General features: G+C 38.6%; 14 protein-coding genes, 1 tRNA gene and 1 pseudogene. 7 read left to right on the top strand and 9 right to left on the bottom strand.

Going from position 1 to position 14,434, the window contains the following annotated elements; genetic code table 11:
* Positions 1-7: 7 nt before the first annotated feature.
* The 3 genes and pseudogenes from R2R71_RS04715 to R2R71_RS04705 all read right to left on the bottom strand — a co-directional run bounded on the left by R2R71_RS04715 (position 8) and on the right by R2R71_RS04705 (position 2,109).
* Positions 8-862, bottom strand: a complete 855-nt coding sequence (locus tag R2R71_RS04715; RefSeq protein WP_316830095.1) for a hypothetical protein — start codon at positions 860-862, stop codon at positions 8-10.
* A 58-nt stretch (positions 863-920) separates the two neighbouring features.
* A pseudogene (locus R2R71_RS04710) lies at positions 921-1,145 on the bottom strand (SDR family NAD(P)-dependent oxidoreductase); the annotation flags it as partial.
* A gap of 100 nt (positions 1,146-1,245) precedes the next feature.
* Positions 1,246-2,109, bottom strand: coding sequence for an AraC family transcriptional regulator (locus R2R71_RS04705; protein WP_316830094.1), 864 nt, complete (start codon positions 2,107-2,109; stop codon positions 1,246-1,248).
* Between the two features lie 176 nt (positions 2,110-2,285).
* On the opposite strand from R2R71_RS04705, the gene R2R71_RS04700 reads away from it, so the two are divergent.
* On the top strand, positions 2,286-3,173 hold the full coding sequence (locus R2R71_RS04700) for an AraC family transcriptional regulator (protein WP_316830093.1): 888 nt from the start codon (positions 2,286-2,288) through the stop codon (positions 3,171-3,173).
* 359 nt (positions 3,174-3,532) lie between these two features.
* On the opposite strand, the gene R2R71_RS04695 is transcribed toward R2R71_RS04700, so the two are convergent.
* Complete coding sequence (locus R2R71_RS04695; protein ID WP_316830092.1) at positions 3,533-4,228, bottom strand: Crp/Fnr family transcriptional regulator; 696 nt, start codon at positions 4,226-4,228, stop codon at positions 3,533-3,535.
* Positions 4,229-4,423: 195 nt separating this feature from the next.
* Here R2R71_RS04695 and R2R71_RS04690 point away from each other — a divergent pair, with 195 nt between their 5' ends.
* The 3 genes from R2R71_RS04690 to R2R71_RS04680 are packed head-to-tail and all read left to right on the top strand — an operon-like array spanning position 4,424 to position 6,933.
* Positions 4,424-6,298, top strand: coding sequence for a chloride channel protein (locus R2R71_RS04690; RefSeq protein ID WP_316830091.1), 1,875 nt, complete (start codon positions 4,424-4,426; stop codon positions 6,296-6,298).
* A 4-nt stretch (positions 6,299-6,302) separates the two neighbouring features.
* Complete coding sequence (locus R2R71_RS04685; RefSeq protein WP_316830090.1) at positions 6,303-6,536, top strand: hypothetical protein; 234 nt, start codon at positions 6,303-6,305, stop codon at positions 6,534-6,536.
* Between the two features lie 22 nt (positions 6,537-6,558).
* Positions 6,559-6,933, top strand: coding sequence for a hypothetical protein (locus tag R2R71_RS04680; protein WP_316830089.1), 375 nt, complete (start codon positions 6,559-6,561; stop codon positions 6,931-6,933).
* A 192-nt stretch (positions 6,934-7,125) separates the two neighbouring features.
* On the opposite strand, the gene R2R71_RS04675 is transcribed toward R2R71_RS04680, so the two are convergent.
* Complete coding sequence (locus tag R2R71_RS04675) at positions 7,126-8,031, bottom strand: alpha/beta hydrolase (protein ID WP_316830088.1); 906 nt, start codon at positions 8,029-8,031, stop codon at positions 7,126-7,128.
* 348 nt (positions 8,032-8,379) lie between these two features.
* Positions 8,380-8,451, bottom strand: a tRNA-Arg gene (locus R2R71_RS04670).
* Positions 8,452-9,016: 565 nt separating this feature from the next.
* Here R2R71_RS04670 and mgtE point away from each other — a divergent pair.
* A complete protein-coding gene (gene mgtE / locus R2R71_RS04665) occupies positions 9,017-10,393 on the top strand; it encodes a magnesium transporter (protein ID WP_316830087.1) in 1,377 nt (458 codons plus the stop codon).
* An 8-nt stretch (positions 10,394-10,401) separates the two neighbouring features.
* Entirely contained in the window at positions 10,402-11,016 is a 615-nt protein-coding gene (locus R2R71_RS04660; RefSeq protein ID WP_316830086.1) for an HAD hydrolase-like protein, read from the top strand.
* A gap of 285 nt (positions 11,017-11,301) precedes the next feature.
* Here R2R71_RS04660 and ychF read toward each other — a convergent pair whose 3' ends face one another.
* Entirely contained in the window at positions 11,302-12,402 is a 1,101-nt protein-coding gene (gene ychF, locus R2R71_RS04655) for a redox-regulated ATPase YchF (RefSeq protein ID WP_316830085.1), read from the bottom strand.
* A gap of 225 nt (positions 12,403-12,627) precedes the next feature.
* Between ychF and R2R71_RS04650 the strand changes: the two genes are divergently transcribed.
* Complete coding sequence (locus R2R71_RS04650; RefSeq protein ID WP_316830084.1) at positions 12,628-13,089, top strand: DUF5362 family protein; 462 nt, start codon at positions 12,628-12,630, stop codon at positions 13,087-13,089.
* On the opposite strand, the gene R2R71_RS04645 is transcribed toward R2R71_RS04650, so the two are convergent.
* A complete protein-coding gene (locus R2R71_RS04645; protein WP_316830083.1) occupies positions 13,090-14,004 on the bottom strand; it encodes a serine hydrolase in 915 nt (304 codons plus the stop codon).
* 82 nt (positions 14,005-14,086) lie between these two features.
* Positions 14,087-14,410 (bottom strand): DUF3276 family protein, encoded by a 324-nt coding sequence (locus tag R2R71_RS04640; protein ID WP_316830082.1) that lies wholly within the window; start codon positions 14,408-14,410, stop codon positions 14,087-14,089.
* Positions 14,411-14,434: the final 24 nt, after the last annotated feature.

Below are 14,434 nucleotides of genomic sequence, written 5' to 3'. Positions count from 1 at the left end.
AGGCGAATTAAATATTTATGTCTGTTTTATAATCAACGCGATACGTTTTTTCGAGAGAAGATATTTCAGCTTCATTTTGTTCGAACGCTTGCCGAAGGACGAAAAAATGTTGTTTAAAGTAAGCTGCGGTAAACAAATGAGCGGTTATTAATCTTATTCTTTCACCGGCGAAAAGTTCCATTGCTATTAAACTGATGAAAAATATATAATGATCCATAAGTAATGACGGAACCTTAGCTTTTGTATTTAACCAATTGTGACCGATAAGGTTATCGAGAAATATCGGGATTAGCAGTAAAATCATTAATGATGTAAATCTGGCAAACAAAATGAGTTTGCTTTGTTTAGCTTGAAATTGCTTTGCATCATACATCTTTACCGGATCTGTTGAATTAACCGATGATGAACGGTTAAGTATTTTCTGCTGGTTGCTAAATTCGATATCAATTTTACTTATTTCAGCTAACAATGCAAGCTCGGCCTCATTAAGTCTTTCCTGATCTGCAACAATCGCTTCTTGTTCTGTAATCAGTTTTTCCATAACCAGCAAATCTTCAGGAATACCACGGGCCAGTTTCTGCTCAACAGCAATAATCCGGTTATCGAGCTGATTAACCTGTTTTTGAAGGTACTGCAGTGTTTCATTAGTTCTTGCTTTGTCCTGCTCGTAATCAAGTTGAAGCCTGATGCCGGCAGCCTTTTGCCTGAAATTTAATAGCGCAAGTCGATTGTGCTCAAATCTTTGGTGAAATTCCTCCAGTAAACCGACTTTTTCTGATGCACTTCTCTCTTTAGCGGTTAAAACTGCCGCTATAAATTCAATATCTTCCTGCTCAATTTGTTTTGCTAAACTACGTCTCATCTACCGGTTAAAATTAGCAATTATTTTTAAGCCTTAAATTACAATGTGGTTTTATGACTTAAAGAAATAAAATGCCATGATTAATTAGGGCAGGCAATAATTGCTGCGCCAGCAAATAATATTGTATTACGTTTTTATGCAGCGAATTTATAAAACCCTCATAGTTTCCGTATTCAAGCCCTACACCATCATTCACGCCGGCATTATTAATCAATTCGTTAATTTCACCATAGCGTTTAAGTATTTCATTAACAGCTTTTGAACATGCATCCGGATCGGATAGCTCTGCTGTAAAGCTATCATCAGTTTATTAAGCCTCATTGCCATTAATCTTCCAATTAAAGTTCAATGTGTCTTAATGCCTTTAATCCTGGCGCGAATGCTTATTCATGAAGCTTCTGATAAATTAAGGGTGTTTTGCCTGTAATACTCCTGAACGACTTGTGAAAGCTTGTGAAATTGAGGAAGCCGCTTTCGAAACAGATTTCCTTAACGCTTAATTTGCTGTTGATGAGTAGTTTACAGGCTTGTCCTATTCTAACTTCATTTACAAACTGGGTATAGGTTTTTTGACTGCTCGATTTGAAAAATTTACAAAAGGAATGTGGGCTCATCCTGGCAACATCGGCAATTTCTTTAAGCTCTATTTTCTTTTTAAAATTACTCAGTGTGTAGTTGTAAACTGTTTGTATTCTGTCGCCAATTCCTTCAGGTAAATTAGGCTGAAAACCAACCGAAACGATGTTTTTTGTGTTTTTACATTGCGCTACTTCATTCAGGAAATCCATTAGCAAAGTAATTCTTTTAAAGCCCTTACTGTTTACCAGCCTGATAATTATTTCAGCTGCCATTTTTCTGCTTTTACCCTTAACCTGTATGGCCTGCTTTGTACATGCTATTACTTTTTTTAGTTCGAGGTTTTCATGGAGATTGAGGAATGTTTCTCCCCAGAAATCTTCTTTGAAATGTACAACGTATACTTCTACATTGTTTTTGCCTGTTTTATCGAAATACTTATCATCGAAACGCCAGAAATGAGGGATATTACTACCAACAATAACCAGATCGCCGGCATTAAAATCGCTAATATTATCACCAATGAATTGCCTGCCATGGCCTTTTTTGAAGTAGACTATCTCGATTGCCGAATGACAGTGCCAGCGATTGTTGATATCCGGTTTAATATCAAGTCGTGCACCGAAAGAATGAAATGAATCCGTGGCGTTATTAAGTACAAAAGGTTTCATTTTGTAATGGTATTAATTTGGTTAGTGCCAATATATTGCAGTATTTATGCTTAATGAATTGCTGTTAAATGCAATATAATTTGGTTGTTTCAAAATTATTCAAGCTGCTAATGCTATTTTTGTGCAAAAAGGACTTTTTATTGTATAAATCCGACTTTTGTTTTACCTTGAAGCTGATGATTAAAAGAAACTCACGACATACTTTTGCACTGCTTAATGTAGACCGGGTACAACTGAGTTCGCAATGGAACTATGCAAACATAATTAGCCCTTATAACCGGATTTACTATATTAACTCGGGTAGGGGCGAATTGTCAGATTCCTCGGGCCGCATCGTTCTTGAAAAAGGTTATCTATACCTTATACCGAGTTTTACCATGTGTAGTATGGCTTGCGATGAGCATATGGAACAGTTTTTTGTGCAATTTTTTGAAGATTCTATTAATGGGGTATCTATCTTTTCGAATATACGTTCGATCCTGAAAACAGATGCCTCTTCGCTGGATGTAGAACTTTTTCTTCGCCTTCTTCATATCAACCCGCATCGGGGGATTAACCGTTCTTTTAATCCCCTCATCTACGAAAAGGACGAATTTTATAAAGAATGCCAGCAGCTTAATGCCCAGCAAAACCAATCTGTATATCTTGAAACACAAGGGATAATACAGCAGCTTAGCTCAAGGTTTTTAAGCCTCGTTCCTGATAAGGTTAATGGGCTGAAACATATTCCTGATAAAATTTCCGAAATAGTAAGCTATATTCTGACTAACCTACATCAGCCATTACTGGTTTCAGAACTGGCCTCCATGGCGAACCAGCATCCCGATTATTTCTCAAGACAATTCAAGCTCCTTACAGGCAGCAGACCACTAAATTTCATCATCGAAAAAAGAATTGAAAGGGCACAATACCTGATGGCAACAAGCAGTATGAATTATACTGAAATTGGGACGGCGCTTGGTTTTGAAGATCGTTCACATTTTTCAAAAACCTTTAAGAAAATGACTGGGCTTACGCCCGGCGAGTACAAAAAACAGCTTTATTCAGTTGGATTTGAACATTGAAATAAATGAAAACTACTTTATTTATTGAGTTTTATACAAAAAGATTTAACGATTGGATAAAAGGAAACAATTTTTCACCTGTTATGTAATTTAACTTTATAAGTAATAATTTTTGTTAACTGGTTCCTGCTAATTTTTAGCAGAAATCCGAATCCCGTATTCGGACCGGTAAGGATTAGATTGATTAGGTAGTTGTTTTATCCTTTAGCAAGATAAACAACGGATTATCCGGCGAAGCCAATCTCATAGCAGATCTTTGCCGGATTTTTCATTTCGAAGCTAAAATAAAAGAGATATTTCAAAACATTAGTCCATGGAATGAAGAACAGATTCGAATTGTATTTATATGAAAAACTTTACTAATGATTATCACTATCAACCAGTTTCTTTAATTCCATAGGATTAGAGATTGAAATCCGTTTTCCTACTTGGGTAATTAATCCTTGGCCAGAAAGGTCGTTAATTACTTTGAAAAGCGTTTCGTAGGTCGTACCTGAAAAAGAAGCCATGTCTTGTCTGGACAAATCGATATTGATTGCTTTGTCTTCATCGATTCCGAACTGTTTCTCCAGGTGAATAAAGGTATTGGCAATCCTTGCTTTTACTGTCATGTGTACCAGGTTACGCATCATGTTTTGCGATTCCTGCAATTCATTGGCAAAAAACTGCATCAGGTCTAGTGTAAGTGAAGGATTCACTTTTAAAGTAGCATCGAAAAAGCTTCGATCTACATAACATACCGTTGTTGGCAATAATGCCGTGGCAGATACGGGGTAAACCGGTTTTTTGCCAAGCCCCAGGTGTCCAATGATATCGCCTTGCGATGCAAAGCGTGTAATAATTTCTTTTTCCTTATCCCAGCGTTTATGTACTTTGACAGCACCTGAATTGACAAAGTAAATCCCGTTTACTGCCTCACCCTCACTAAATATAGATTCGCCTTTCTTATAACTGAAAAGTTTTTTATGCTGATCAAGGGCGGCTTGCCATTCTGCAATGCAGCGGCTGCATAAATAGCAGTTCATAATATCGCATCCGCTTTTAATTTCTTTCATTGGCTCATCATCATTTAATACCCAAAAATAGTGTTTTTTATGGTTATAAAGGAAATGGTGTTAGTTTTTATATTGCATTAGCAATGTTTATTAGTGTTTATATTGTGTTTTTAGCTTTATTTTTATTGTTTAAAATATATTTTATTTGGTTTTTAATTTATTTGTGCATTATCTTTGTTGCATAAACAATACACAATGTCTGATAACAATCATAACAGGATCCCGATTTCACCTGCACTGGATCTTTTCAAAAGGTGGCGTTTTAGCGGAGCAAAGGAGAAGCTCGCTAAAAAGCGTTTATTTTACATTTCACTACTCTCAATTGGAGTAGCGCTACTTATCAGTATGGTGGCCAAAGTACTGGTATCCTTAATCAACCTTGTTACTAATATTTCTTTCTTTGGTCACTTTGATTGGGACTTTCATAGTCCGGCAGAAAACCAGCTAGGATACTGGGTAATTATAATTCCAGTGATCGGAGGGGGCGTCGTTGGCCTGATGGCACTCTACGGATCGAAAGCAATCAGGGGACACGGAATTCCTGAAGCTATGGAGCAGGTATTGACCAATCAGAGTAAAATAAAACCCATGATTGCAATATTGAAACCAGTTTCATCAGCAATTGCTATTGGAACTGGTGGTCCTTTTGGAGCAGAAGGACCTATTATTGCTACTGGTGGAGCATTAGGATCAACACTGGGACAACTTATCCGGGTTACACCAAACGAACGTAAAGTAATTCTGGCAGCCGGCGCAACGGCAGGCATGTCGGCTATTTTTGGTACACCTATAGCGGCGGTATTTCTGGCTATTGAACTTTTACTATTCGAGTTTTCACCCAGGGCAATTATTCCTGTTGCGCTAGCTTGTATTACCGGAGCTGCCGGGCATCATCTTTTTTTTGAATCCGGTCCTGTCTTCCCCATGCCTGCTCTGGCCCCACCTTCGAACCAGGTCTTATTTATTTATAGTGTGGTAGGTGTGGTAATAGGACTGCTATCTGTTGGTTTAACCCGCGTGGTCTATTTCATCGAGGATCTCTTTGAAAAGCTACCCATTCACTGGATGTGGTGGCCGGCAATTGGTGGGCTTGCAGTAGGCTTGATTGGTTATTTTGCGCCGCATACACTTGGCGTGGGTTATGAAAATATCACCAACCTGCTTTCGGGCAAAGTGCCATTGGCAATGATGCTTTCCTTATGCTTGCTCAAATTCCTCTCCTGGTCTTTAGCACTTGGTAGTGGAACTTCTGGAGGCACTTTAGCACCACTCATGACGATAGGAGGTGCAACTGGTGCCATCATCGGATACGCCATTTTATCTTCGTATCCCCAATCGGGAATCAGTATTTCTGCTTGTGCACTAGTAGGTATGTCGGCTATGTTTGCTGGTGCTTCGCGTGCCTATTTAACCAGCATTTTATTTGCCCTGGAAGCCACGCACCAGATTAATGGACTATTACCGCTGCTTTGTGCCTGTTCGGGTGCTTACCTGGTTTCTTTCTTTTTAATGGAAAATACCATTATGACAGAGAAGATCGCCCGTCGTGGTGTATACACTCCTGATGCTTACGAACCGGATCCTATGATGAAGACAACAATTAGCCAGGTTTTGAAAAAAAGTTCGCCAAAGTTACTCACCACTGATACAATTGATCAGGTGCGGACGATTATTGGAAGGATAAACAGGGAGAACCCGCTTTTTGCTGTTACTGACGTTCAGGGTAATTATAAAGGGACGCTTAATGTTATGGAAATCCTCGATCCGGCACTCGATTCACAACTTACGGTTTCAACTTTTTTGAAAAATGAAGAAATGACGGCACAACCTGAAGATAGTTTGAGAAAAGCGATGGAACTCATGTCAGCCAATAACCGAAGTTCACTAGCGATTAAACGGTCGGTGGATGGTGCATTTTTGGGACTGCTCACTTACAATGATGTTTTATCATGTTATCATAGCTTACGTGAAGCCGATGGAAGAAGAGGGAGAAGTCTGGATTTGGGTAGAGCCAGAAAGAAAATCATCTTAAAAAATAGAATGCGCTCAGAAAAAAATAAATTGAATTAATATCATGAAAAAAGCAAGTTATCTGCTAATGATACTCGGAGTTATCATTAGTATATTAGGTTTTGCAACCTTTACACATCTAAAAGCCGTTAATCCTGTAGATTCACATCCATGGACGATCAATATCAATGGCTTAAGGTCATTTCCCTGGGTGCAGTTTACAGGTGGACTTTTGATCGCACTAGGCCTGATTTTTAATGTTGCCACATGGGAGCAAAAAAGTTACAGGGTGAATTAGTTAATATAAATTCCCGCTGTTTATGAAAGAGAAAGAGGAGCTTGACCTGGTACTGGAAATGCTGCGGTTAAAAGGGTATACTCTCGATTTTAACCCTGAAAAAACGAACGGAGCTGCCTGGGGAGTAATGGCTGCCTGGCCAGCAGAAATAGACTATGATATTGATGAAACCATAGATTGTTACTGCCTTAATGAGACGGAAAAATTGGAATTGACTGTATTTGCCGTCACCACTAAACAATTTGGCTTAAAGGGTGTCATTATCTGCAATACACTTCAGGAAAAGTACCTGACTATTGGAGAGATTCTGGATAAATTCAGGAACCTCTTCTCTGAGCTCGTCATCTTTTTCAGAAAGCAGAGGTATTGTTGGCATCAAACAGCGAAACGGGATTGAAAAATCATCACTAGTTTATCTTCAAAAACGAAAAAAGCATGTCAGAACCAGATCTGAATTATACCTTTTGCGGTTTTGGTATAGGTAATCAGCGAGAAATCTATCTTATGTGAGTACTAAACATTTGTAGGGCGTTTTCGAAAAAGCTGTGGAAAATGCTAATATCTTTGGAACTCCGGCAAGACATTTCTGTTATTTTAAATGTTTTTTCAGCAAGGCAAATAGTCGTGCTCTTATCAATGGCATGTCGAACATATTACCTCCATGCGGAGCACCAGGTATTATGATGAGTTCATTTCTTACACCTTTCTTGTTCAGCAAGGCACTCAATTCTTTCGATTGGCTCACATCAACTGCCTCATCACTATCCCCATGAACAATAAAAAAAGGCGGGTCATTACTGTCAATATACGAAACAGGACTTGCTTCTTTCGCTTTATCAGGAAGTTCACTTGCCTTACCTCCAATCAAAAGCTGAACACCCGAATTAGGATCAATAGTTCCCGGGCCGCTAAGAGTTTCCAGGTTACTTATCCCGTAGTAATCAATGATCAGTTTAATTTTGAACCGCTCAGGTTGCCCATTTGAGAAAAATTTGCTGACATTATCGTTGTTAGAAAGACCTGTTAATGCTGCCAGATGCCCGCCTGCTGAAAATCCCATAACGGCAATATTATTCCTGTCGAGATGGTACCTCATGCTATTTTCACTAATATACTTTAAGGCATCATTGCAGTCCTGAACCTGTGCCGGAAATTTATCGGTGCTGCTATAGCGGTAATTTATCGAAACAATGGCAAAATCCTGTTGAATCATTTCCTGAATGGTTTGATCAAGGAAATCCATGGCAGAAAACTTATCGCCTTTTCGCCAGCCTCCTCCATGGAACAATACAACAACCGGGTAACTATGCTTTCCTGTTGAAGGAACATAGATGTCTAATTGATGCCTGATTTGTTTATCACTATTGTAATTGAGATTCTCATACAATACTGTTCCCGCAGGCATTAGCTTGATTACGGTATTCTTGCTTTGTGCCAAAGCGAATTTTGTACACACGAAAAAGCAAAATATTAGGAATACCGATACAACTTTCATAATTCTATTCTAAACTTATCAAAGGTAACTAAGGATTTTTAATTCAGTATAAAGTTCTCGTCTGCTATTTTGCAGTCAGAAATTTTCTAATTATTACTATATTTTGTTAGCTAAAGATAAAGTGGGGATTACTGATATGTGGTGGCGAGTGGTTTGCGCCAGGGAGGCTTTGCAATTGAAAGTGACGATGAACCACTTTCGCGAGAATATCAACCATGTGTAAATAATGCGTAAGCGAAAAGCGGTTTAAATAAGGCTATAAAAACACTAAAAATATTAGTAAATACTACTTAAGCATAAAAAAAGTTGATTATTGTTTATTAATCAACTTTATTAAATCTGTTTTTGTGCTCCCGACGAGATTCGAACTCATATCGATGGTACCGGAAACCATAATTCTATCCATTGAACTACGGGAGCAGGGCTGCAAATATAGAAAAACGAAATGTTAGTTCACGCTAATAGTTAGGCTAAAATCAATATATTTTTATTAAAATCTTAACGTTTGCACTCAAACTGAACATGCAAGGCTATCCATACCACTTGCATTACTGACTTTATCATAATTTCTAAAGCAGAAGCTAATAAACCCATGTGGTCTTTTGTACTGATTTAACTTAAACTTTAACATAGGCTTTATTCGTAGATAAGCTGGACTTTATTCGGGGAGAATTGTCATAACTCCGTCTGAAGTCCGACCAAACCCCGACTAAACTGCGACTTAATAACTAATTTCTGGTTAATATCTTGATATCTGAGTGTAGTTTCCTTTTGATTGGGATCAATGATGACCAATAGTTAGCGTTAGCCATGAACACAAAACCGATGAATTGTTTTAAACGCGGAAGTGTAAAATAATTATGGCGCTGGCTTTACTGAAAATTAATGCGCTCTTAATGTCAAAATTGGCATTTTAGAAAATAAAAGTGCACCTTTGCGAACCGCGATTAAAGGTTTAGGCATGTAAAAAATTAACTGGTTATTTATGGAAGAAATGGTTGTAGAAGAGGTTCAGGAACTGCTTGATAAAGAAAAAGATAAGGCGTTGAAGCAATATCTGGATGGGCTGAATATCTCTGATGTAGAAGAATTGATAGATGAACTTCCGCAATATGCAGCCAAATTTATAGAAACCATTTCGTTAAACAGGGCCGTAAATGTATTCCGGATTCTTGATTTCCCTACACAGGAGCGCATAATAAAAAAACTTTCGGGTAATAAACTTAATCAGATTATAAAAGATTTACCACCCGACGACCGTACAGCACTTTTCAGTGAGCTAAAAGGCGATGTGGTAAAGAAAATGATTACACTTTTGCCGCCTGAAGAACGGAAAGAATCGCTGGCACTTTTGGGTTATAATGAATATAGTATCGGACGTTTAATGACCCCCGATTATATAGCCGTTAAACCTGAATGGTCGATTACCCGTGTTTTGGCGCACATCAGGCGCTATGGAAAAAACTCAGAAACTACGGACGTTGTCTATGTAATTGATAAGGACGGTGTATTACTTGATGATATCCGGATCAGGGAGGTTTTACTTGCCGATCCTGAAGCCATTATTGGTGAATTAACAGATAAGCGTTTCATTGCTTTAAAGGCGAACGACCCTCAGGAAGATGCCATTAATATTTTCAGGATGAACAACCGAGTAGCCTTACCCGTTGTTGACGAGAATAACATTCTTTTGGGCATTGTAACCGTAGATGATATTCTTTGGATTGCAAACGAAGAATATACGGAAGATATGCACAAAATCGGGGGTACTGAAGCATTGGATGAACCTTATCTTGATACCTCGATTTTTAACCTGGTAAAAAAACGTGTGGGCTGGCTGGCTATTCTAATGATTGGGGAAATGCTTACGGCCACGGCAATGGGGTTTTTTGAGGGACAAATACACAAGGCTACTGTTCTGGCGCTTTTTATTCCGCTGATTATATCTTGCGGTGGTAATAGCGGTTCTCAAGCTTCTACGCTGATTATTCAGGCGATGGCTTTAGGCGAGGTGACCATTAAAGATTGGTGGCTGGTAATGAGGAGGGAAATTACGTCAGGGTTTTTACTTGGTGTATGTCTAGGTCTCATTGGTTTCTTACGTATCCTGTTATGGCATCTTGCAGCGCCGAACGTTTATGGTGAACACTGGATTTTAATTGCGGCCACCATTAGTGTTTCCCTGGTGTTTGTGGTTTTATGGGGCTCATTAAGTGGTTCAATGTTACCTGTTTTGCTTAAAAAATTAGGCGCCGACCCGGCAACTTCTTCTGCGCCATTTGTAGCAACCCTCGTTGATGTAACGGGTTTAATTATTTATTTTAGCTGTGCAGTACTGTTTTTAAAAGGCGTATTACTCTAAATTATAGGATGAAAAATAAAATTACCACACTTTTTACCGATATCGGCGGCGTGTTACTAACCAATGGCTGGGACAGGCAGGCCAGGGGCGAAGCTTCGGTTTTGTTTAACCTCGATTCTGTTGATCTGGAAGAACGTCACCACCTTACTTTCGATACCTACGAAGTGGGAAAGCTTACACTTGATGAATACCTGGAACGTATTGTTTTCTTCGAAGAACGTAATTTTTCTTATGATGATTTTAAGGCTTTCATGTTCAGGAAATCACTTCCTTATGATAACATGATTGCTTTGGTTTGTGATTTAAAACGTAAATACAATTTAAAAGTAGCCGTAATCAGTAATGAGGGCAGGGAACTTAACCAATACCGGATTGCAACATTCAAGCTAAATGAGTTTGTCGATTTTTTTGTTTCCTCAAGTTTTGTTCACTTTCGTAAACCCGACGCTGATATCTTTAAAGTAGCAATTGATATTTCACAGAGCGATGTTGAAACCAGTTTATACATCGACGACAGGATGCTGTTTGTTCAGGTTGCTGAAGGGTTAGGCTTAAAAGGGATTCACCATACTACATACGAAGATACAAAGGCACAGCTTGCGGCTTATGGGCTGGAGGTTTAGGGAATAAGATTAAAGATTGTTCTGCTCTGGTAATTATTTTTTAGTTTCCCGCAGATTTCGCTGATAAGCGCAGAATAAATTTTTTAAGCAAATTGAGTTGCAATAATTCAAGCTAATTCCGTGTATTCCGTGTTTCCGTGGCAATTGTTTTAATTCTCCCGCAGATTTTGCTGATCAGCGCAGCTTATCAATTCGTAGTAACCAAAAGAATTGTAAAAAAACATAAATAAAAAAGCCACTCTTAAAGTGGCTTTCTCGTTATATACAGCTGTCATGCATTAAACATTAAACATTAAACCTGAAGTGCATGATGTCACCATCTTCAACAACATACGTTTTTCCTTCTACACCTAGTTTTCCGGCCTCTTTACAAGCATTTTCAGAACCCAGGGTTACAAAGTCGTTGTATTTAATTACTTCAGCACGGATAAAGCCCTTTTCGAAATCAGTATGGATTACACCAGCTGCCTGGGGAGCAGTAAAGCCTTTAGTGATGGTCCAGGCCCTTACTTCCTGTACACCTGCAGTGAAATAAGTATAAAGATTTAACAATTTATAAGCGGCACGGATTAACTTATTTACCCCTGATTCGGTTAGACCTAAATCAGCTAAAAACTCCTGACGTTCTTCATAGCTTTCCAATTCAGCAATTTCTGATTCAATTTTTGCTGAAATAACCAAAACTTCAGCTTTTTCGTCAGCAACATTCGCTTTAACTAAGTCAACATATTTGTTTCCCGTAATTACCGATGCTTCATCAACATTACAAACATACATTACCGGTTTCTGGGTAAGTAAACCTAAATCCTCAATGAAATCGAAATCATCCTGTGCTAAAGGTGCTGTGCGGATGGATTTGCCGCTTTCCAGGTGGGCTTTAACCACTGTTAAAATTTCGTAAGTGCGTTTTGCATCCTTATCGCCACCGGTTTTAGCCATTTTTTCAACCTTCTGGATACGTTTATCCACGGTATCTAAATCTTTAAGCTGTAACTCGGTATCGATAATTTCCTTGTCGCGGATAGGATCTACAGAACCATCTACGTGAATAACGTTTCCATCATCAAAACAACGTAATACATGAATAATTGCGTTTGTAGCACGGATATTTCCTAAAAACTGATTACCTAAACCTTCACCTTTTGATGCGCCCTTTACCAAGCCGGCAATGTCTACAATTTCAATTGTATTCGGAACAACCTTGTTTGGTTTAACCAACTCAGTAAGCTTTGTTAATCTGTCATCAGGTACGGTAATTACACCAACATTGGGCTCAATTGTACAAAAAGGAAAGTTTGCCGCCTGCGCTTTTGCATTTGATAAACAGTTAAAAAGAGTTGATTTACCTACGTTTGGTAAACCTACTATACCACATTGTAATGCCATTTATATTATCTTGATTTTACGATTTTACGATTTCACCTTTCACCTTTCACCTTTCACCTTTCACCTTTCACCTTTCACCTTTCACCTTTCACCTTTCACCTTTCACCTTTCACCTTTCACCTTTTTCAGGCGGCAAAGATAAGCTTTTAAAATCTTTATTTAAAGGTCAGAATTTGCTGTGGTTGGATATTTTATCTAAGTTTAACGAAAATTATATTTTCAGGCATGGAAGATTCAGTACAACAAGAACCTCAGGAAGTAAACTTAATTGTTACGGAAGAAATGAGAAGTTACATTTACGAAACAGCTAAATGGGCGAGGTTTTTATCAATAATAGGATTTATATTATCTGCTTTCCTAATTATCGGTTCTTTTGGTATTGGTGCTGCCATTACTTCAAACCCTGCGATGCTGGCACAATTAGGCCCTTTAGCAGGTGCAGGCGCCATTGGGGTAACGGTGGTTTACCTGGTACTTGCCTTAATGTATTTCTATCCGAGCTTATTACTTTTCAGGTTCTCTAACAAGGGTAAACAAGGCGTTTTGTATGGCGACCAGGAAAGCCTTAACGATGCCCTAATGAACATGAAATCACTGTTTAAATTCTGGGGGATTTTTACAATCGTTATTATGATTTGTTATTTCCTGTTCGTTTTATTGTTTGCCGCGAGCATGGCCAGGGTTTAACTACTTGAAATATTTCTGAATACCATCGGGTTGTTTCCAGCCGAAATCAGGCTCATAATAATTCCATAATAGATTGCTTAATTTGCGGATCATCGTCCAGCCCTCGTTGCTGTAATTCCATGAGGTGTCTTTCTGGTTTTTGGTGGTGATGCAAAAAACGTAATCGCCATGCGGTGCATTAACTAATAACACTTCAGAGCGGGCAGCATCTACAGCGCCCGATTTTGAGGCTACCTGTACGGTAGGCGGAATTTGAGAAAGCGCCTCTGTATCCCAGTAAATTCGGATCAGGTTTCTGTAAATCCTTTCTGATGCAGCAGCGTTTATCATTTTTCCATCCCTGATGAGTGTTAATAGGGTTGCCATTTCCCTGGGTGTGGTTTGTCCCCATCCATATTTTTGCTGGTTTTTCCTGCGGCCCGGTGTACGTGAATTAACCCTCGTATTCGTTAATCCATTATTTGCCATTACTTCGTTTATGGCTGTTCCAGTTCCGGCCAGTAACTGTGCCCATAAGCTTGCAGTATTATCGCTGGTGGTAATCATCAGCATTAAAACCTTACTTAAGGCTATTTTTTCGCTATCCTTAAAAGAACCTAAAATATCTTCTCCGGCATACAATAAACTGTCGCAATACATCAGGTTTGCATGGTAATCAAGTTCACCTTTTTCTATTTTATTAAAAATGCCGCAGGTTATGGGTACCTTAATCATGCTCGCCGTAGGGAATATGGTGTCGGCATTGATAGAGGCTGTTTTGCCGGTTTTTAAATGCTTTACATAAATGCCAACATCGCCGTTGAAACCTTTAACCAGTTCATTTAATTTTTGCTGAAGCTTTTTATCGCTTCGTTTCTGTGCGTAAACGAAAGAAGCCGTGATTAAAAATGCCAGCAACAGAAGTGTTTTTTTCATGGGGAAACAATTTTGTAGGCTAAATGTAAGCATAAAAAAAGTCCCGGATTAACCGGGACTCTCTTATTGAAATTGTATTTACTTAAAAAGAAAAATCGTCACTTGTTTTTGTGCTGTGTTCGCCATTTTCAGAGTATTCGTAGCGTTTTTCAACAACATCCTGATGAGTTTTAATGTAATCAACAGTCTCTGTAAGGCCTTCTGTAAATTTTTCGAAATCCTCTTTGTATAAAAAGATTTTATGTTTTACAAATACACCGTCTTCTAATCTTTTCTTGCTCTCGGTAACTGTTAAGTAATAATCACCCGAACGAGTAGCCTTCACATCGAAAAAATAAGTTCTCTTACCTGCTCTTACTTTCTTTGAAAAAACTTCTTCTCTCTCTTTATTGTCGAATTCTCCCATGGTTGGTATTGATGTTGGTTTTTG

It is taken from the genome of Pedobacter aquatilis, assembly GCF_032678405.1.
Classification (GTDB): domain Bacteria; phylum Bacteroidota; class Bacteroidia; order Sphingobacteriales; family Sphingobacteriaceae; genus Pedobacter; species Pedobacter aquatilis_A.
Note: the sequence above shows the minus strand (reverse complement) of the source record. Positions and strands in the feature narration are given on the sequence as shown.

What these genes read in the sequence shown, in the direction of transcription:
- ychF (WP_316830085.1), bottom strand. Translation starts at nt 12,402, where the DNA reads ATGGCATTACAATGTGGTATAGTAGGTTTACCAAACGTAGGTAAATCA.
- R2R71_RS04640 (WP_316830082.1), bottom strand. Translation starts at nt 14,410, where the DNA reads ATGGGAGAATTCGACAATAAAGAGAGAGAAGAAGTTTTTTCAAAGAAA.
- R2R71_RS04675 (WP_316830088.1), bottom strand. Translation starts at nt 8,031, where the DNA reads ATGAAAGTTGTATCGGTATTCCTAATATTTTGCTTTTTCGTGTGTACA.
- mgtE (WP_316830087.1), top strand. Translation starts at nt 9,017, where the DNA reads ATGGAAGAAATGGTTGTAGAAGAGGTTCAGGAACTGCTTGATAAAGAA.
- R2R71_RS04680 (WP_316830089.1), top strand. Translation starts at nt 6,559, where the DNA reads ATGAAAGAGAAAGAGGAGCTTGACCTGGTACTGGAAATGCTGCGGTTA.
- R2R71_RS04685 (WP_316830090.1), top strand. Translation starts at nt 6,303, where the DNA reads ATGAAAAAAGCAAGTTATCTGCTAATGATACTCGGAGTTATCATTAGT.
- R2R71_RS04690 (WP_316830091.1), top strand. Translation starts at nt 4,424, where the DNA reads ATGTCTGATAACAATCATAACAGGATCCCGATTTCACCTGCACTGGAT.
- R2R71_RS04715 (WP_316830095.1), bottom strand. Translation starts at nt 862, where the DNA reads ATGAGACGTAGTTTAGCAAAACAAATTGAGCAGGAAGATATTGAATTT.
- R2R71_RS04705 (WP_316830094.1), bottom strand. Translation starts at nt 2,109, where the DNA reads ATGAAACCTTTTGTACTTAATAACGCCACGGATTCATTTCATTCTTTC.
- R2R71_RS04700 (WP_316830093.1), top strand. Translation starts at nt 2,286, where the DNA reads ATGATTAAAAGAAACTCACGACATACTTTTGCACTGCTTAATGTAGAC.
- R2R71_RS04660 (WP_316830086.1), top strand. Translation starts at nt 10,402, where the DNA reads ATGAAAAATAAAATTACCACACTTTTTACCGATATCGGCGGCGTGTTA.
- R2R71_RS04695 (WP_316830092.1), bottom strand. Translation starts at nt 4,228, where the DNA reads ATGAAAGAAATTAAAAGCGGATGCGATATTATGAACTGCTATTTATGC.
- R2R71_RS04645 (WP_316830083.1), bottom strand. Translation starts at nt 14,004, where the DNA reads ATGAAAAAAACACTTCTGTTGCTGGCATTTTTAATCACGGCTTCTTTC.
- R2R71_RS04650 (WP_316830084.1), top strand. Translation starts at nt 12,628, where the DNA reads ATGGAAGATTCAGTACAACAAGAACCTCAGGAAGTAAACTTAATTGTT.